The 16,743-nt window shown below is 74.2% G+C and carries 15 protein-coding genes; 8 read left to right on the plus strand and 7 right to left on the minus strand.

The features are described from left to right. The first annotated feature begins 8 nt into the window (after nucleotides 1-8). A complete protein-coding gene (locus ACQB60_RS14405; protein WP_496926339.1) occupies nucleotides 9-1,274 on the plus strand; it encodes a glycosyltransferase 87 family protein in 1,266 nt (421 codons plus the stop codon). Here ACQB60_RS14405 and ACQB60_RS14410 read toward each other — a convergent pair. Both ACQB60_RS14410 and ACQB60_RS14415 read right to left on the minus strand, forming a co-directional pair. Next, nucleotides 1,174-1,854 (minus strand): response regulator transcription factor, encoded by a 681-nt coding sequence (locus ACQB60_RS14410; RefSeq protein ID WP_496926340.1) that lies wholly within the window; start codon nucleotides 1,852-1,854, stop codon nucleotides 1,174-1,176. The two genes, ACQB60_RS14405 and ACQB60_RS14410, sit on opposite strands and share 101 nt — an antisense overlap. Continuing rightward, nucleotides 1,842-3,455, minus strand: coding sequence for a sensor histidine kinase (locus ACQB60_RS14415; RefSeq protein WP_496926341.1), 1,614 nt, complete (start codon nucleotides 3,453-3,455; stop codon nucleotides 1,842-1,844). Before ACQB60_RS14415 ends, ACQB60_RS14410 begins: the two co-directional genes overlap by 13 nt. Nucleotides 3,456-3,714: 259 nt before the next feature. On the opposite strand from ACQB60_RS14415, the gene ACQB60_RS14420 reads away from it, so the two are divergent. Then, nucleotides 3,715-4,353, plus strand: a complete 639-nt coding sequence (locus tag ACQB60_RS14420; RefSeq protein ID WP_496926342.1) for an NAD(P)-dependent oxidoreductase — start codon at nucleotides 3,715-3,717, stop codon at nucleotides 4,351-4,353. Between the two features lie 23 nt (nucleotides 4,354-4,376). Here ACQB60_RS14420 and ACQB60_RS14425 read toward each other — a convergent pair whose 3' ends face one another. Next, complete coding sequence (locus tag ACQB60_RS14425; RefSeq protein ID WP_496926343.1) at nucleotides 4,377-5,303, minus strand: acyl-CoA thioesterase; 927 nt, start codon at nucleotides 5,301-5,303, stop codon at nucleotides 4,377-4,379. Beyond that, on the minus strand, nucleotides 5,300-6,052 hold the full coding sequence (locus tag ACQB60_RS14430; RefSeq protein ID WP_496926344.1) for an MgtC/SapB family protein: 753 nt from the start codon (nucleotides 6,050-6,052) through the stop codon (nucleotides 5,300-5,302). The genes ACQB60_RS14425 and ACQB60_RS14430 overlap by 4 nt, the downstream gene beginning before the upstream one ends. 389 nt (nucleotides 6,053-6,441) lie before the next feature. Here ACQB60_RS14430 and ACQB60_RS14435 point away from each other — a divergent pair, with 389 nt between their 5' ends. Further along, the gene (locus tag ACQB60_RS14435; RefSeq protein WP_496926345.1) at nucleotides 6,442-8,124 is read left to right on the plus strand and encodes an ABC transporter permease; all 1,683 of its coding nucleotides are present in this window, start codon (nucleotides 6,442-6,444) and stop codon (nucleotides 8,122-8,124) included. A 42-nt stretch (nucleotides 8,125-8,166) separates the two neighbouring features. After that, nucleotides 8,167-9,612 carry an ABC transporter ATP-binding protein gene (locus ACQB60_RS14440; protein ID WP_496926346.1) on the plus strand — a complete coding sequence of 482 codons (1,446 nt, stop codon included), beginning with the start codon at nucleotides 8,167-8,169 and terminating at the stop codon, nucleotides 9,610-9,612. Nucleotides 9,613-9,663: 51 nt separating this feature from the next. On the opposite strand, the gene ACQB60_RS14445 is transcribed toward ACQB60_RS14440, so the two are convergent. Further along, on the minus strand, nucleotides 9,664-10,632 hold the full coding sequence (locus ACQB60_RS14445) for an Lrp/AsnC family transcriptional regulator (RefSeq protein ID WP_496926347.1): 969 nt from the start codon (nucleotides 10,630-10,632) through the stop codon (nucleotides 9,664-9,666). A 117-nt stretch (nucleotides 10,633-10,749) separates the two neighbouring features. Between ACQB60_RS14445 and ACQB60_RS14450 the strand changes: the two genes are divergently transcribed. Together ACQB60_RS14450 and ACQB60_RS14455 are read left to right on the plus strand one after the other, a co-directional pair. Then, nucleotides 10,750-12,225 carry an MFS transporter gene (locus ACQB60_RS14450; protein WP_496926348.1) on the plus strand — a complete coding sequence of 492 codons (1,476 nt, stop codon included), beginning with the start codon at nucleotides 10,750-10,752 and terminating at the stop codon, nucleotides 12,223-12,225. A gap of 90 nt (nucleotides 12,226-12,315) precedes the next feature. Continuing rightward, nucleotides 12,316-13,272 carry a (2Fe-2S)-binding protein gene (locus tag ACQB60_RS14455; protein ID WP_496926349.1) on the plus strand — a complete coding sequence of 319 codons (957 nt, stop codon included), beginning with the start codon at nucleotides 12,316-12,318 and terminating at the stop codon, nucleotides 13,270-13,272. On the opposite strand, the gene ACQB60_RS14460 is transcribed toward ACQB60_RS14455, so the two are convergent. Next, the gene (locus tag ACQB60_RS14460) at nucleotides 13,259-14,065 is read right to left on the minus strand and encodes a hypothetical protein (RefSeq protein WP_496926350.1); all 807 of its coding nucleotides are present in this window, start codon (nucleotides 14,063-14,065) and stop codon (nucleotides 13,259-13,261) included. The genes ACQB60_RS14455 and ACQB60_RS14460 overlap by 14 nt on opposite strands. 161 nt (nucleotides 14,066-14,226) lie before the next feature. On the opposite strand from ACQB60_RS14460, the gene ACQB60_RS14465 reads away from it, so the two are divergent. After that, nucleotides 14,227-14,937 (plus strand): TetR/AcrR family transcriptional regulator, encoded by a 711-nt coding sequence (locus ACQB60_RS14465; RefSeq protein ID WP_496926351.1) that lies wholly within the window; start codon nucleotides 14,227-14,229, stop codon nucleotides 14,935-14,937. On the opposite strand, the gene ACQB60_RS14470 is transcribed toward ACQB60_RS14465, so the two are convergent. Beyond that, nucleotides 14,906-16,027: a serine hydrolase domain-containing protein gene (locus tag ACQB60_RS14470; protein ID WP_496926352.1), complete on the minus strand. Its 1,122-nt coding sequence runs from the start codon at nucleotides 16,025-16,027 to the stop codon at nucleotides 14,906-14,908. The genes ACQB60_RS14465 and ACQB60_RS14470 overlap by 32 nt on opposite strands. 94 nt (nucleotides 16,028-16,121) lie before the next feature. Here ACQB60_RS14470 and ACQB60_RS14475 point away from each other — a divergent pair, with 94 nt between their 5' ends. Beyond that, nucleotides 16,122-16,688, plus strand: coding sequence for a hypothetical protein (locus tag ACQB60_RS14475; RefSeq protein WP_496926353.1), 567 nt, complete (start codon nucleotides 16,122-16,124; stop codon nucleotides 16,686-16,688). The last annotated feature ends 55 nt before the right edge of the window (nucleotides 16,689-16,743 follow it).

Here is a 16,743-nt window from a genome sequence, read left to right on the forward strand (position 1 = left end):
GCCGACCCGTGTGGGTCGCGGGCCTGCTGCTGTGCGCGGCGTGGGCGGCGGTCTTCCCGCTCGTCTCGGAGCTGGAGACCCACCGGGTGTGGGGCGTGTGCGCGGCCGCGGGCTACGCGGCCGCCGCCGGCGCCGCGTGCGGACTCCCGCGGCCGCGCGCCCGCACGGCGTCCGTGGCGCTCGCGCTGGCCGGGGCCGTCGCGGTGCCGCTCCTGTATCTGGTCCTGACGGCCCGCGCGCAGAGCGAGGTCGGCGTCATCGAGCGCTCGGGGACGCTGCTGCTCCAGCACGCGACACCGTATCTGCCGCACCCGCGCTCGGTCGGCGAGTACACCCCGTACCTGCCGGGGACGGCCGTGTTCGGGGTGCCGCGCGCGGGGCTCGGCGCGGACGACTGGGTGGCGCGGCTGCTCGGGGACGCCAGAATCTGGTGCGCGGCCGCGTTCCTGGTGTGCCTGCGGGGTGGACGGATGGTGCTGGGGCGCCCCACCCTCCGTACGGGGCAAGGGGGTTCACCGGCGGGCGACCTCTCCCCCGGGCACGGCGGATACGGGCTGGGGCTTGCGGCCCTGGTGGCCTCGCCCGTGGTCGCGCTCCCGCTGTGCGTCAGCGGGGTCGACCTGCCGCTCGCGGGCCTGTGCGCGCTCGCCCTCGCCTGCGCCGCGCGGGGGCGGCCGGTCGCGACGGGGCTCGCGCTCGCCGCCGCCTGCTCGCTCAAGTGGACGGCGTGGCCCGCGATCGCGGTCGCGGCGGCGCTGCTCGCCGTGGCGTACGGGGGCCGGGCGGCGCTGCGGGCGACGGGCGTCGCGGTGGCCGGGACGGTCCTCGTCGTCCTGCCGAGCGCGCTGCTCTCACCGGGCGCCCTGGTCGAGCAGGTCCTCGCCTTCCCGACGGGGCGGGGCGCCGTGCAGACCCCCGCGAGCAGTCCGCTGCCAGGCCATCTCCTCGCGGAACAGGGCCAGTTGGGGTGGTTCGCGGCGGTCGGGCTGCTGCTGTGCGGCGGGCTGGCGGTCGCGGCCTCGCTGGTGGTGCGGCCGCCCGCGGGCCTCGTGGCGGCGGCGGACCGGCTCGCGGCGGGGCTCTGCGTGGCCTTCCTGCTGGCCCCGGCCGGACGGTTCGGCTATCTGGCGCTGCCGGTGGTGCTCGTGGTGTGGGCGCGGCTGGCCGACCCGGTCACCCCACCCCCGCAGCGTCCTGCTCCTCCCCTCGCAGGTGCGCGAGCACCGCGAGCACACGGCGGTTGCCCTCTGTCGGGTCGAGGTCCAGCTTCATGAAGATGTTGCTGGAGTGCTTGACCACCGATGCCTCGGTGATGGACAGGCGGGCCGCGAGGGTCTGGTTGTTGAGGCCCTGGGCCATCAGGGCGAGCACCTCGCGCTCGCGCGGGGTGAGGCGGTTCAACGGGCGGTCCGCGGACTGCTGTTGGAGCAGGACGCGCACCACCTCCGGGTCGATGACCGTCTGCCCCTCGGCCACCCGGCGCAGCGCGTCGAGGAAGTCCGCGACCTCGCCGACCCGGTCCTTGAGGAGGTATCCGAGCCCGCCCGCCGCCGCGCCCGCGCCGCCGAGCAGCTGGGTGGCGTACGCCGTGGCGACGTACTGGGACAGGACGAGGACGGGGAGGCGTGCGTGGCGGGCGCGCAGCTGGAGGGCGGCGCGCAGGCCCTCGTCGCGGAAGCCGGGCGGCATCCGGACGTCGGTGATGACGACGTCGGGGCGGTCCGCGTCGACGGCGCGCGCGAGTTCGTCCGCGTCGCCGACCGACGCGGTCACCTCGTGGCCGGTGCGGGCGAGGAGTTCGACGAGGCCCGCGCGCAGCAGCACGGCGTCCTCGGCCAGGGCTACGCGGAGCATGAGCACGGCACCTCCGCCCGCAGCCGGGTCGGACCTCCGACGGGACTCTCCACCATCAGCCTGCCTCTCAGTATCGCCAGCCGGTCCGCGAGACCCTGAAGTCCCGCTCCGGCGCCGGGGTCCGCGCCGCCCCGGCCGTTGTCGGTGATCTCCAGGGCGAGGCGGTCGCCCTCGTGCCGTCCGCGCACCGTGATGTGGGTGGCGTCGCTGTGCTTCGAGGCGTTGGTGAGGGCCTCGGTGACCGTGAAGTACGCCATCGTCTCGACCTGGGTCGGCAGCCGTCGGGGCAGGGTGATGTCCACGGCCACCGGGATGGGGTTGCGCTGGGCGACCTCGGCGACGGCGGCGGACAGGCCGTGGTCGGTGAGGACCTGGGGGTGGATGCCGCGCACGAGGGTGCGGAGCTGGTCGAGGGCGAGCCGGGCCTCGGCGCGGGCACGGGCGACGAGGTCGGCGGCGGGCAGGGCCGCGGGCGGGGCAGGCGGCAGGGCAGCGGTCACGGCGCCGTCGTCGGCAGCGGCAGCGGCAGCGGCAGCGGCAGCCGCAGCGTCCACGTCGCCCGCACCACCCGTAGCGTCCACGTCGCTCGCACCACCCGCAGCGCCCATGTCGCTCGCCGCACCCGCAGGACCCACGTCCCTCGCCGCGCCCGCCGCACCCGCGTGGCCCCCCGTGCCCGCCGCACTCGCGCGCAGCTCCATCTCCGCGAGGCCCAGCGTCATGGTGAGGGCGACGAGCTGCTGCTGGGCGCCGTCGTGCAGGTCGCGCTCGATGCGGCGGCGCTCGGCCTCGAAGGCGTCGGCGAGGCGGGCCCGGGAACGGGTGAGCTCGACGACGCGGCGGCTGAGGCCGTCGTCGCGGGGCGCCAGCAGGAACAGCGCGGCGCGCACCTGGACCCCGGCCAGCAGGGCCGCCACATACGCCCACAGGGCCAGGCCGAGGGCGCCGACGAGCGTCGCCGGGAGCGCCTCCAGCGGGCCCGCGACCGGCTGCCCGGGGATCACCATCACGGTGTCGGGCGCCACCGCCCACACGATCAAGGGCATCACGAACAGCAGGCCCGCGAAGGCGAACAGCAGCACACTGCCCACGCCGGTCGCCGCGAACACGAGACCGAGCAGCACCGAGTACCCCAGCTCCCGCCACGTCGCCCGCTCCCGCAGCCGGGTCCGCAGCCACGCGAGCCGCCCGGCCCCGGCCACCGAGACGTGCGGGGAGGGCACCGGCACCGGCTCCACGAGCCGCAGCCTGCGCCGCTCCAGGGCGCCGAGCGGCACCCCGGACACGGCCACGGCCGTCAGCAGGACGAGACCCAGGCCGACGACCGAGAGCAGCACCCCGGCGACGAACAGGGCGGCGGTGAAGGCGAGGGCGAGCAGCCCGACGAGGGCGCCACTGAACAGGTACGCGAAGGAGCGCAGCGGCCAGGACGAGAACAGGAAGGCGGACGGCGGCTCGCGCAGCGCCGCCCACACGGCCACGCGCCGCTCGGCGGTGAGCTCCTCGGACCCCTCGGACCCCTCGGGCTCCGCCGACTCCTCCGGCTTCGCCGACTCCGCCCGGCCCACAGTCACCGCACGCCCCTCACGCCGCTCCGACATCCCCGTCCTCCTGTCGGCCGCGTCTGCTGTCCGTACGCCGCTCCGTGCCCGGTTCCGCATCGAGCGTAGGGGACGTGCCAGGGCCCGCGCGGTAGGGAAAACCCGAAGGTCCGGGCTCCGGTCAGGCCCAGGTCGGGCCGGGATCAGGTGCGGATCGTGCCCGGCTCGGGCCCGCCGCGGGGAGCGGGATGCGGGGGCGCCGGGGTGGTGTTTCTCTGGATGGGTCCGCAGGCGTTGGGGGGCGACAGGAGACCCGACGATGAAGCTCGTACTGTTCGGCGCCACCGGCATGGTGGGCAGCCGCATCGCCGCCGAGGCCGTGGCCCGGGGCCATGAGGTGACCGCCGTCAGCCGCTCCGGCCGGGAGCCGCTGCCCCGGACCCGGGCGGTCGCCGCCGACGCCCGTGACTCCGAGACCGTGGCCGGGCTCGCGGCCGAGCACGACGCGGTGGCCTCCGCCCTGGTGCCGCCGCGCGACGGCTCCGATCCGCGCGAGCCGTTCATCGCCCTCTACGACACGTTCCTGCGGGGCCTGCGCGCGGGCGGCGCGACCCGGCTCCTGGTGGTGGGCGGCGCGGGCAGCCTGGAGGTGTCGCCGGGTGAACTGCTCGTCGACACCCCGGACTTCCCGCCGGAGTTCCGGGGCGAGGCACACGCCCACCACGACGTCCTGACCCGGCTGCGGGGCTGCAACGCCGAGCTGGACTGGACGTACATCTCCCCCGCCGCCGAGATCGCGCCCGGCGAGCGCACCGGCACGTTCCGGCTCGGCGGGGACGTGCTGCTCATCGACTCGGAGCGGCGCAGCCGGATCAGCGCCGAGGACTACGCGGTGGCGTTCGTCGACGAGCTGGAGCAGGACGCGCATCCGCGCCGCCGCATGTCGGTCGCCTACTGATACCCGTACCGCCCTCGACGGGCTCAGGACCGCCGCGGCCGGATCAGGACCTCCTGGACCGCCGACGCCACCAGGCGCCCGTCCCGGGTGTAGAACTCGCCGTGCGCGAGGCCCCGGCCGTCCGACGAGCTGGGGCTGCGCTGGGCGAAGAGCAGCCACTCGTCGGCGCGGAACGGGCGGTGGAACCACATCGCGTGGTCCAGGGAGGCCATCGAGACCCGCGAGGGTCCCTTCCGCTCGGCGCGCGGGGGCTGCACGTGCAGCGCCGCCGTGGAGGCGAGCGTGAGGTCGGAGAGGTAGGCGAGGGCGCACACCTGGAGGAGGGGCTCGTCCGGGGGCAGCGGCTGCGCGGACTTGAGCCAGACGAACTGCTGGGTCACGCCGGGCAGTTCGGGGGCGAGCGCGGACTGGTCGCGCGGGACGATGCGCATGTCGAGGGTGAGGCGCCCGGTCGTGCTCCAGTAGTCGCTGCTGCCGCCCGCCGCCCACGCCCGGTAGGGGTCGGGCAGCTCCTCGGGACCGGGCAGGGCGGGGATCAGGCGCTGCCGGTCCGGGGTGTCCTCCTCGGGCTTCTTGAACGAGGCGGAGAGCGTGAAGACCGCCTCGCCCCGCTGGATCGCGGTGACCCGGCGGGTGGCGTACGAGCGGCCGTCGCGCAGCTCCTCCACCTCGTACACGAGGGGCCGGCGGGGGTCCCCCGGCCGCATGAAGTAGCCGTGCAGCGAGTGCACCGCGCGGCCCTCGCCGACCGTGCGTCCGGCGGCGACCAGGGCCTGGGCGGCGACCTGTCCGCCGAAGGCGCGCTGCGGCGCCCCCGCGTGGCACCAGCCGCGCAGCAGCCCCCGGTCGATCTCCTCCAGGCGGAGCAGGTCGACGAAGCCGGTGATGGCGGCGGGGTCCGGTGCGGGCGCGGGGCCCGGGGGCGCCGGGCGGGGGGTTGCTTCGGTCACCGCGACATCGTTCCAGACGGGACGAAGTCCTCGATGTGATCTTCGCTACCCGGCTCCCGGTCGCTGAGGTGCCAGTACAGGTCGCGGATGCCGGGCTCCAGGGAGAGCCGGGAGACGAGCTGTTCCATGTCGGCGCCCGGCGGCCCGTCGACGGTGACGGCGGCGGCCAGGCTGGTGGTGTCGTCCTTGCCGCGGCGGATGCGCAGCCCGTCGAGACGCGGGTCGGTGCTGCTGAGCAGCTGGATCAGCAGCGCCCGGACATGGGACTCCTCGCGCCGGTCGCACACCACGTGGAAGGTGAGCTGCGTGGGGGTGTCGGCGTTGCCCTGCGGGGCCCGGTCGATGAGGCGGCTGGTGGGCCGCAGGAGCAGGTGCACGGCGATGACGGCGGCCGAGCCGAGCAGCGCGAGCTCCAGGCGTCCGGAGGCGGCGAGGACCCCGACGGCGGCCGAACACCACAGCGTGGCGGCCGTGTTGAGGCCCCGTATCGAGGCGCCCTCCTTCATGATGACGCCGCCGCCGAGGAAGCCGACGCCGGAGACGACGTACGAGGCGACCCGGGTCGGGCTCGTGGGATCGTGCATCGCCTCGCTGTAGAGGACGAAGAGGGTGGCTCCGGCGGCGACGAGGGCGTTGGTGCGCAGCCCGGCCATCCGGGCGCGCCACTGCCGCTCCACCCCGATGAGGGCGCCGCAGCCGACGCCGGTGGCCAGGCGGACGGCGAAGTCGAACGTGGTCAGGGACTGCATGGCGGCACCTCCGTGCGGCGTGGTGAGGACGAGGGAGTCTCGGGTCCGGGCACGCGCAGAGGTGAGCTGCGGTCGCACGCGCAGAGGCGAGCTGCGATCAGAGGCAGCCGTGGGTGGCCGGACGGGGGCTGGTCGGACTGTGACTGTCGGAGCTGTTCACGACTGCCCCCTCTCTGGCCGGGCGGATGGGGTCTCCCCTGCTCGATCGCAGTGGAGAGCTCGGGGAGCTGTCCCGCACGAAAGTGACGGCGCCCATGGTTGCACATATGTGCAATTACGGGCAAAGCCGCCCGCCCCGAAGCCCCACCCGGACGCCCCCGTACGGTCGCGGCCCCGGCACGCCTGTGGACACAGTGTGGGCGGAGGTTCATGTCATGTGGAAGGGCCGGATGACCTGGGTGGACGTGGTGGTCGCCGCGGCCGTCCTCGTGCTGCTCTACCTCGCCCTGCAGGTGGGCCACGGCGTCACCGTCCGCTTCTCCACCGAGCAGTCGGTCAAGGTCGACACCTCGCCGGCCCGGCTGCCGTACGACGCGGCGCGCTCGCTCCTTCGCATGTTCGTCGCCCTCGTCGTCTCCACCCTCTTCACGTTCGTGTACGCGTACGCGGCGGCCAAGAGCCGGCGCCTGGAGCGGGTGCTGATCCCGGCCCTCGACATCCTCCAGTCCGTGCCGGTCCTGGCCTTCCTGACCGTCGCGGTCACCGGCTTCGTCGCCCTGTTCCCCGGCTCCATGCTGGGCCTGGAGTGCGCCTCGATCTTCGCGATCTTCACCTCGCAGGCGTGGAACATGACGTTCAGCTTCCACCAGTCCCTCACCTCGCTCCCCCGTGAACTCGACGAGCTGTCACGGTCGTTCCGCTTCACCAAGTGGATGCGGTTCTGGAAGGTCGAGCTGCCGTCCGGGACGATCGGCCTGGTCTGGAACGGGATGATGAGCTTCGGCGGCGGCTGGTTCTTCCTCGTCGCCTCCGAGGCCGTGACGATCGGCGACAAGGACTACGCGCTGCCGGGCGTCGGCTCGTACGCGGGCGCCGCCATCGCCGACGGCGACCTGGGCAAGGTCGGCTGGGCCATCCTCACCATGGCCGTCATGGTCATCGGCGTGAACTTCCTGTTCTGGCGGCCGCTCACGGCGTGGGCGGAGAAGTTCAAGAACGAGCAGTCCGAGGCGAGCGAGGTGCAGCGCTCCGCCGTGCTCGGCTTCCTGCGGCGCTCCCACTGGCCGGACGCCCTCGGCCGCGTCTTCCGCCCGGTGGGCCGATGGCTCGGCCGGGCCGCCCGCGTCTTCGGCACCGACGACCGGCCCCTGGCCGTGGACGCGGCGCGGCGGCGCACCGGCGACGTCGTCTTCACCGTCGTCGCGGGCGGGCTCATCGTGTGGGGACTGGTCGACCTCGCGTTCTACCTCCACGACCGCACCGGGCTCGGCGTCTTCGGCAAGCCGCTGTGGCTCGGTCTGATCACGCTCGGCCGGGTCGTGGTCCTGGTCGCCGCCGCGACGCTGATCTGGGTGCCGATCGGGGTGCGGATCGGCTTCTCGCCGAGGCTGACCCGCATCGCCCAGCCGGTCGTGCAGGTCCTGGCCAGCTTCCCCGCCAACTTCCTCTTCCCGCTGGCCGTCTGGTTCTTCCTGAAGACCGGTCTGTCGATCAACATCGGCGGCATCCTGCTGATGGCGCTGGGCGCCCAGTGGTACATCCTCTTCAACACCATCGCCGGTGCCATGGCGATCCCGACGGACCTGCGGGAGGCCATGGACGACCTGGGGGTGCGCGGCCGGCAGCGCTGGAAGCGGCTGATCCTGCCGGGCATCTTCCCCGCGTACGTCACCGGCGGCATCACCGCGTCGGGCGGCGCCTGGAACGCGTCGATCGTCTCCGAGGTCGTCACCTTCGGCGCCACCACGCTCACCGCCACCGGCCTCGGCGCGTACATCGCCGAGGCCACCTCCGACGGCGACTTCCCACGCCTGATCGCGGGCGTGGCCGTGATGAGCCTGTACGTCGTCGGGCTCAACCGCCTCTTCTGGCGCCGCCTCTACCGCCTCGCCGACACCCGCTACGCCCTCTGACACGCCCGCTGACACGCCCTCTGAGACCGCTGAGAGCCGCTCATGCCGCTGAAGATCTTCCGCAAGCCGCGCACCAGGACCGCCGCTGTCGGCACCGCCGCCGGGGCCGCGAAGCCGTCGCGCGCCGCCGACGGCGAGGTCCTCCTGGAGACCGTCGGCCTGACCAAGTCGTACGCGGGCGCCGACGGCGAGCTCCCGGTCCTCGCGGGCATCGATCTGAAGGTGCGGGCCGGGGAGATCGTGGCACTGCTCGGCAAGTCCGGCTCGGGCAAGTCCACGCTGCTGCGCTGTCTGGCGGGGTTGATCCCGCCCAGCTCGGGCACGGTCAGCTACCGGGGCGCGCCGCTGACCGGCGCCAACCCGGGCACGGCCATGGTGTTCCAGACCTTCGCGCTGCTGCCGTGGCTGACCGTGCAGCAGAACGTCGAACTCGGCCTGGAGGCGCGGGGCGTGCCCGACGAGGAACGGGCCCGCGCCGCCGTGCGCGCCATCGACCTGATCGGTCTGGACGGCTTCGAGTCCGCGTACCCGAAGGAGCTCTCCGGCGGGATGCGCCAACGCGTCGGCTTCGCGCGGGCGTTGGTGGTGGAGCCGGACGTCCTGATGATGGACGAGCCGTTCTCCGCCCTCGACGTGCTGACCGCCGAGAACCTGCGCGGCGAGCTGATGGAGCTGTGGGAGTCGGGCCAGTTCCCCACCCGCGCGGTGGTGCTCGTGACCCACAACATCGAGGAGGCGGTCCTGATGGCGGACCGCATCGTGGTGCTCGGCTCCCGCCCGTACGGCACGATCCGCGAGACCATCGACGTGGGCCTGGAGCGGCCCCGCGACCGCGAGTCGGAAGCCTTCCAGGACCTCATCGACCGCGTCTACCGCATCATGACCGGCCGTACGGAGGCGAAGGAGTCGGCGGTCCCCGCCGCGCAGGCCGCCCCGGGCGGGGAGCCGGGCCGCGCCGCGGGCCGCCCGGAGCCCGTGGACCTCGACAAGCGCACGGTGGCCAACACCCCGCTGCCCACCGCCACCGTCGACGGCTTCTCCGGCCTCGCGGAGCTGGTGGCCCACCGCGGCGGCCGCTGCGACCTGGCCGACCTCTCCGACGAACTCGGCCTGGACATCGACGACATGCTCCCCCAGGTCGACGCGCTCGACCTGCTCGGCTTCGCCACGATCCAGGGCGACGACCTGCTGCTCACGGATGTGGGCGGCGCGTTCGCCGGGGCCGATGTGCAGGAGTCCAAGACGCTGTTCGCGCGGGCCGCGATCCAGGTGCCGCTGGTGAAGCTCATCACCAACAGCCTGCGCCGGCAGCCCGAGGGCACCGTCCGCGCGGGCTTCTTCCGCGACCTGCTCGCCCACCACTACACCAGCGAGCAGGTGGAGCAGCAGCTGGAGACGGCCACCGACTGGGGCCGTTACGCGGAGCTGTACATGTATGACGCGGACCCGGAGGAGTACCGGCTCGACGAGGGCGCGGCCCTGCTGTGAGCCCTGCCGTGAGCCCTCCTGTGAGCCCTCCTGTGAGCGAGGGGCCCCGCGTCACAGGGGGAGCAGCGTTCCGGCCCGTTTGAGGGTGCGGATCACGGGCGCGGTCTCCATCGTGCGGATCGCGTCGTGGGCACCGGCGCGCTCCGTGAGGTAGCGCGCGAGGTCCTGCGCGTCGCGGCAGTTGACGGCGGCCAGGAGGTTGGTGGGGCCGGTGGTGAGGGCGACCAGGGACGCCTCGGCGTGCGCGGCAAGCGCGGTGGCGACCTCGGTGATGTGGGCGGGCCGCACGGACATCCACAGGCGGGCCTCCGCGTGGAAGCCGAGCGCCGCCGAGGGGATGTCGACGAGGAAGATCAGCGCTCCGGCCGCGCGCAGGGCGTCCATGCGGCGGCGGACCGTGGAGTCCGACCAGCCGGTGGCGGCGGCCAGTTCGGCGTGGCTCGCCCGGCCGTCCTTGGCGAGGGCGGCGAACAGGGCCCGGTCGCCGTCCCCGAGGGCGGTGTCCCTCGGCTCGGCCTGCGGGGGCGTGAGGAGAGCGGCTTGTTCGGGGGTGAGGCGGGCGGGTCCGGCCCAATGGCTGGGCAGGGCGTAGTGGTTGAGCAGGAGGTGCGCGGAGACGGAGGTGACGCGGCCGGTGCGCGGCAGCTGGTGCAGCAGCGGCGCGTCGCTCTCCTCGCTGCCGCGCGTCTGGGTGCTGAAGGAGATCTCGGTGCCGCCGGACAGGATGTGCACGAAGGAGGTGTCCTCGCGGGCGGCGAGCGCCTTGGCGAGGGGCCCGGCCGCGTCCGGGGTGCAGCGCACCCGGATCGTCCAGGCGCTGTAGCCGAACCGGGCGCCGTTGAACGTGCCGACGACGCGCAGCACCCCGGCGCCGCGCAGCCGCCGGTAGCGCCGGGCGACGGTGTTCTCGGAGACGCCGAGGGCCTGGCCGACGGTCCGGAACGGGGCCCGGCCGTCGATCTGCAGGGCGTGCACCAGCTTCCGGTCCACCTCGTCGAGGGTGACGGCATCCGTCTTCATGACGTATGAGCATGCCACTATCCGCCACTGGCCGCGCCGTGGCTGGCGGGATCCGGCCCACCCGTCCGACCTTGTGAGCGTCCCTGACCACCCTCGATTCCTTCCCGAGGACCTCTCATGCACAAGTGGTGGCCGCTGGTGGCGATCTGCCTCGGCACGTTCATGTTCCTGCTCGACACGACCGTCCTGAACGTCGCGCTGCCCGCCATCGGCGCCGACTTCTCCGCCCCGCTCTCGGGGCTCCAGTGGGTGATGAACGTCTACACCCTCGTCCTGGCCGTCCTGATGCTGCCGTTCGGATCGCTCGCCGACCGGATCGGGGCGCGCACCGTCTACGCCGCCGGGCTCGCCGTCTTCGCCGCCGCCTCGCTGGGCTGCGCGCTCGCCCCGGGTACCGGGGTGCTCGTCGCGGCGCGCGCGGTGCAGGGCGTGGGCGGCGCGGCGATGTCCGTGGCGACGTTCGCGCTGGTCGTCGCCGTCTACCGGGGGCCCGACCTGGGCCGGGCGATGGGGGTGTTCGGCGCGTTCACGGGCCTGGGCGCGGCCGTCGGCCCGATGGTCGGCGGCATCCTCACCGAGTGTCTGAGCTGGCGGGCCGCGTTCTACCTCAACATCCCGCTCGCCCTGGCCACTCTCGCCCTGACGCTGCGCGCGCTCCCCGCCCCGGACCGCGCCCCTGGCGTCCGGCGGGACGCTCCCCGCGTCGACCTGCCCGGCACGGCCGCGTTCGCGCTCTGCGCGGGCTCCCTCACCTACGCCCTGACGACGGCGGGCGACGACGGCTGGACCCCCGTGGTGTACGCGGCCCTGGCCCTCGCGGCGCTCACCCTTGCGCTCTTCGTCCGGCTCGAACTCCGTTCCCCGCAGCCCCTGTTGGACGTGCGGCTGTTCCGGCGCCGCGCCTTCGCGGCGGTCATGCTGTGCGTCCTGGCGTCGTCGGCGGCGTTCGCGGCGCTGCTGTTCACGTCGGTGTGGCTGCAGTCGGGACTGGGGCTCGGGCCGGTGCGGGCGGGGCTCGCGCTGATGCCGCTCGCCCTCGCGTGCTTCGTCGCCTCACTGGTCAGCGGGCGTGCGCTGCACGGCCGTTCACCTCGCCTGGTAGTCGGCACGGGGCTGCTGCTCAGCGGCGTCGGCTGTGCGCTGCAGTCGGGGCTCGACGCGGGCTCGTCGGCGGGTTCGCTCGCGCTGGGCCTCGCGGTGACGGGGGCGGGTGTGGGTCTGATGACGCCGGCGATGGCGGGCGCCGTGTTCGCCGCCGTACCTGCCGAGCGCGGCGGGATGGCGGCGGGCACGATGACGACGTTCCGCCAACTCGGCCCGACGCTGGGCGTCGCGGCCTTCGGCGTGCTGTTCCGCTCGGGCGGGGCGGGCGCCGATGCGGGTGGTGCGAGTGGTGCGGGTGCGTCGATGGCGGCGGGCCTGAGCCGGGTGTTCCTCGGGGCGGCGGGGGTGGGGCTCGCCGGAGCGGTGCTGGCCTTCGCCTTCGTACGGGCGTCGGGGGCGGCACCGGAGCGGGCCGAGCCACGGAAGAGGGGTCTGCGTGGTCCCGGTGCGCGTCGACTGCCCGACGGGGCCGCGGGGGTGGACAGTTGAGCAGGCGGCGTGTCGGTTACCGTGGGACGGGAATAGATAAGGTAAGGCTTACCTTGTTCGACATCTCCCCTGTGTCCCCGAGGAGTTCGCGTGCCCCCGTTCGCGCCGCCGACCACGGGCGAGGCTCTGGCGCCGACCGCCTGCGCGCCCGCCCCTGCGTCCGCCCACACCCACGCCCACGCGCCCGCTCCCGCTCCCGCTCCCGCTCCCGCTCCCGCCCACGCCTCCCCGCTCGCCGCGACCTACCGCCGGCTCACCGAGCTGTGCCCGGCCCTGGACGTGACGATCACGGAGCCCGGTGGTGTCGCCGCGGGCCCGCCGGACCGCCAGAGCCGGCTCGACGGCGCCGAGTTGGCGCACCGGCCCGACGCGCTCGACGCCTTCGTCGCGGCGGAGGCCCGGCGCATCAGGGCCCGCCACGACCACACCCCGCGCCCCGACGTCGCGGCGTCCCGGGCACTGCACTCCTACCTCTGGGACGTCTGTCTGCTGATGAGCGGCGCCTGGTACCTGGAGCGGCGGGTGCCGCGGATCCGCCCCGCCGAGGTGCGCGTCAGCCTCGTGAGCGGCGCCCTGACCGTCGCGCCCGGACCCTCCTTCGCCTGCCTGCCCGGCGACGCCGCGGCCGCGCTCCCCGGCGCCCGCGTCGTCGCCCACGAGGAGGCCCTGCGCGCCGAGCTGCGCACGGCCGTCGCCGACCACGTCGGGCCGCTGCTGTCCGCGATCGGGCCCCGACTCCGGCGCGGGCAGCGGGCGTTGTGGGGCATGGTCGGCGACGATCTGGTCGCCGGCATCTGGCAGCTCGGCCGGGCGATCGGCGAGGAGGAGCGGGCCCTCGCGGCCGCCGACGCGGTGCTCCCCGGACCGTTGCCGCCCTTTCCCGGCGGCGCGGACTTCCGCCATCTGACGGACGCCGATGGCGGGCGCCACCCGACCCGCACCCGCCTCGGCTGCTGCCTCTACTACACGATCCGCCCGGCCGAGGCGTGCGGGACGTGTCCGCGCACCGACGACGCCGAGCGGCTGCGGCGGCTCACGCTGCCCTAGCCGCTCCCCTGGCCGCGGGGCTCGGCTCGGGGTGGACGGGTGCGGCCGGGTAGGCGGAGGGTGCGCCCCCGGCGCGGCGCGACTCGGGGAGCCACATCGCGAGGATCGGGCTGGTGCGGTCGAAGACCTGCGTGGCGCCGAGAGCGGCGGGCAGCAGGCGGCCCGGTGACGGTGCGCCCGCGAGGGCGGCGACGGACCGGGACAGCGCGTCGGCCGGGTCCGCTCCCGGCACCCGCTCGGCCACGGTCAGCAGTGCGATCTGCCGCTCCTCGGGCTGGTGCAGCAGCCAGACGCTCGCGAGCCCCTGCCGCTCGGCGTCCGCCAGGACGGCGGGCCACACCTGCGCCAAGTGCCGCTCCACACCCTCCGCTTCGGTGGTCCAGCGCTCGAAGCGGTTGACGTGGTGGGTGGTGGCCAGCGGGGTGAGGTCATGGGCGCCGGTGACCCGCCAGATGTGCCGGTCGACGCCGAGGAAGAACGGACGGTCCCAGAACGCCACGCCCTGCTCGAACTCCAGCTCCTTGCTGGTGAACTCCTCGTAGTCGACGACGTCCGCCCAGGTGTCGAAGAGATAGCGGCCACCGATCTGCGGGGCGCCCGTGACCGCGTCGTAGCGCAGCGGCGTGTACTTGTGGCGCATGCCCGGCCGGACGTCCATGCTGCGCCGCTCGGTCTCCAGCATGTCGACCAGGCGCTGCACGGGCAGGTCCGCCGGGATCTCGAAGTCGGAGGTGAAGGCGGCCTCGGCCGCGACGGCACCAATCCGGTATCCGCGAATTTCCCTGTGGGACATAGGGGTTCCCTCTCTACGACGTACTGCGACGCACTGCGACATGCGGCGACGTGCTGCGACGCACCGCGATGTGTGCCCTCGGTGAGCACATCCACGACCGTACATGAACGCCGTTCAATCACTAAACGCCGTTTAGTTTTCTGCTGCTGTACGCTGACGGCATGGATGCACCCCCGCTGAGCCGCCGCGAGCGCCTGCGCGCCGAGACCGTGCGCGAGATCAGGACCGTCGCGTTCCAGTGCCTGGCCGACGGCGGGGTGGACGCCCTCTCCCTGCGGGCCATCGCCCGGCAGATGGGCATGACCGCGGCCGCCCTGTACACGTACTACGACACCCGGGACGACCTCCTGGACGCGCTGGCCACCGACGTCTACACCGCCCTCGCCCAGGCCCTCGAAGCGGCGCGGGAGACTCGCCCGGCCGGGGACACGGCGGGGCGGCTCATGGCCCACGGCGTCGCCTACCGGGAGTGGGCGGTGACGCGCCCGCACGAGTTCCGGCTGCTGTACGGCGGTTCGGGACAGGGCGGGCAGGCGCCGTCGGGGCGGGCCGCGGCCGCCGCCGAGCACCGGGTGTGCCTGGGTCTGCTGGGCCTGGTCGCCGCCGCGTGGCCCGAGGCCCGGGAGCGGCAGCCGGGCAGGGGCCACAAGTGGGCGGAGTTCGACCAGGACTTCATCGCCCTCGCCCGCGCCGCGCACCCCGGCCTGCCGGCCGCCGCCATCGCGCTCACCCTGCGCGTGTGGGGCCGCATGCACGGGCTGGTCGCCCTGGAGGTCGCGGGCATCCTCGCCCCGCGCGCACAGGACGCGGCCCGGCTGTACCGGGACGAAATGCTGGACCTCACGCGGTCGTTGGGGATCGGTGCCGACTGACCCGCTCGGCCACCCCTCGGGTGAGTTCCAGCTGGCCGTCCTCCAGGTTCCACTTCCCGTCCTGGTAGGCGTGGTTGCTCACCCAGAACACCCAGGTGTCGTCGCGGCGGAACTCCGCGACCGTGGCCAGTGACCAGTCGTTTCCCCCGTCGTGCCAGGCCACCCGGCCGTCGCCGGTGTCCATGACGACCCAGCCGTAGCCATAGGCCCCGTCCAGCTCGGGCACCCGTACATGCGGCGCGAACAGCTTCCGCCTGGCCGCCCCGGACAGGACGGTGCCGTCCGTGAGGGCGCGGTGCCAGCGGAACATGTCGCGGGCGGTGGAGAGCATGCCGCCGTTCCCGCGCAGATTCCAGTACGGGCCGTCGGGCGCCCAACGATGGTCGAGGGGCCGCCCCCGGGAACGCCCGTGGCGGTCGTACTCGACGGCCACCCGGGCGCGCTTCCAGGTGGGCAGGACGTAGCCGGTGCGGGTCATCCCGGCGGGCCGGAAAAGGTGCTCGGCCAGGAAGCGTTCGTAGCTCCGGCCCGAGACCTTCTCGACGATCGCGGCGAGCAGGCTGTAGCCGACGTTCGAGTAGTGGAACTCCTTGCCGGGCGCCGACCGCAGCCGGGCCCCCATCGCCCCGGCGAGCACCTGTTGCCGCGACACCGGGTCGTAGTCGTCGCCGAGCGACTCGGGCAGGCCCGCCGTCTGCGTGAGGAGCTGGTGCAGGGTGATGGCCCGCTTGTCGGCGGGCACGTGCGGGAGGTACCGGCCGATCCGGTCGCCCACCCGCAGCTCGCCCCTCATCTCCAGCTTCAGGATCGCGGCGGCGGTGAACTGCTTCGTGATCGACATGACGTCGTACACGGTGTCGCAGGTCGCGGGGGTCTTCGCCGCGCGGTCGGCGAGCCCGCGTCCGGCGCAGTGCGTGAGCTCGCCTCCCCGGGCGGCGGCCACGGTGATGCCGGGCCCCTCGGGGAGCGTCCGGTCGAGGTAGCGGTCGACGGCGTCCCCCGGGCCGACCTCCGCCCGGACGTCCGCGCACCCGACGAGCGCGAGCAGTGCCGACACGAGCAACAGCACCAGGGAACCGACCCGGCCCATGCATGCCTCCAAGACAACGACGACAGACGTGGCAGATGTGGAGCCGAGACTGACCGCCGCTCGCGGGCTCGTTCAACGGATCCGCTGTGCGAGCTTGTGCGAGTTCCTGTACGCGCAGGTCGGCGACGGTCAGCAGACGGACAGCAGCAGTCAGCCGCACCGGCACACCACCCTCGGAGGGACCCTCATGACGCCACCGCCCGTGCCGGATGCCGCCGCCGGAGAGGCCGTCTTCATGGCCGAGCTGCGCCGCCTGAAGGAGTGGTCGGGCCTCAGCTATCGGGAGTTGGAGCGTGCGGCGGCCTCGGCGGGTGAGGCGCTGCCGTATTCGACGGCGGCGACGATGCTGCGCCGGGACCGGCTGCCGCGCGAGGCGGTGCTCGTCGCCTTCGCCGTCGCCTGCGGCCTCGACGCCGAGGCCACCGGGCGCTGGGTGGCCGCCCGCCGGGAGCTGGCGATGGGGCCACGGTCGCCACAGCCGCCACGGCCGGCTGTCGTGAGGCATCCCGTACGCCTCCGCCTGCGGCTCGCGGTCGTCGGTGCGGCGGCGGCCGCAGCGGTCCTCCTCGGGGCGGGCGCGGCGGTCATCGGCACGGGGGACGTGCAGGAGGAGCAGACCGTGCGGACGGTGGAAACGGTGGAGGGCGCACAACTCCCCTGACCCACGCCGGAGTTCCTGGGCGTCGGTCCCACGACCCAGTGCGGCCCGGAGGGGT

Source organism: Streptomyces odontotermitis, from assembly GCF_050510915.1.
Lineage (GTDB): Bacteria > Actinomycetota > Actinomycetes > Streptomycetales > Streptomycetaceae > Streptomyces.

Excerpts from the sequence above, each read along its gene's own strand:
- ACQB60_RS14410 (WP_496926340.1), bottom strand. The coding sequence starts at position 1,854 with ATGCTCCGCGTAGCCCTGGCCGAGGACGCCGTGCTGCTGCGCGCGGGC.
- ACQB60_RS14415 (WP_496926341.1), bottom strand. The coding sequence starts at position 3,455 with ATGTCGGAGCGGCGTGAGGGGCGTGCGGTGACTGTGGGCCGGGCGGAG.
- ACQB60_RS14420 (WP_496926342.1), top strand. The coding sequence starts at position 3,715 with ATGAAGCTCGTACTGTTCGGCGCCACCGGCATGGTGGGCAGCCGCATC.
- ACQB60_RS14430 (WP_496926344.1), bottom strand. The coding sequence starts at position 6,052 with ATGCAGTCCCTGACCACGTTCGACTTCGCCGTCCGCCTGGCCACCGGC.
- ACQB60_RS14435 (WP_496926345.1), top strand. The coding sequence starts at position 6,442 with ATGACCTGGGTGGACGTGGTGGTCGCCGCGGCCGTCCTCGTGCTGCTC.
- ACQB60_RS14440 (WP_496926346.1), top strand. The coding sequence starts at position 8,167 with ATGCCGCTGAAGATCTTCCGCAAGCCGCGCACCAGGACCGCCGCTGTC.
- ACQB60_RS14445 (WP_496926347.1), bottom strand. The coding sequence starts at position 10,632 with ATGAAGACGGATGCCGTCACCCTCGACGAGGTGGACCGGAAGCTGGTG.
- ACQB60_RS14450 (WP_496926348.1), top strand. The coding sequence starts at position 10,750 with ATGCACAAGTGGTGGCCGCTGGTGGCGATCTGCCTCGGCACGTTCATG.
- ACQB60_RS14460 (WP_496926350.1), bottom strand. The coding sequence starts at position 14,065 with ATGTCCCACAGGGAAATTCGCGGATACCGGATTGGTGCCGTCGCGGCC.
- ACQB60_RS14465 (WP_496926351.1), top strand. The coding sequence starts at position 14,227 with ATGGATGCACCCCCGCTGAGCCGCCGCGAGCGCCTGCGCGCCGAGACC.
- ACQB60_RS14470 (WP_496926352.1), bottom strand. The coding sequence starts at position 16,027 with ATGGGCCGGGTCGGTTCCCTGGTGCTGTTGCTCGTGTCGGCACTGCTC.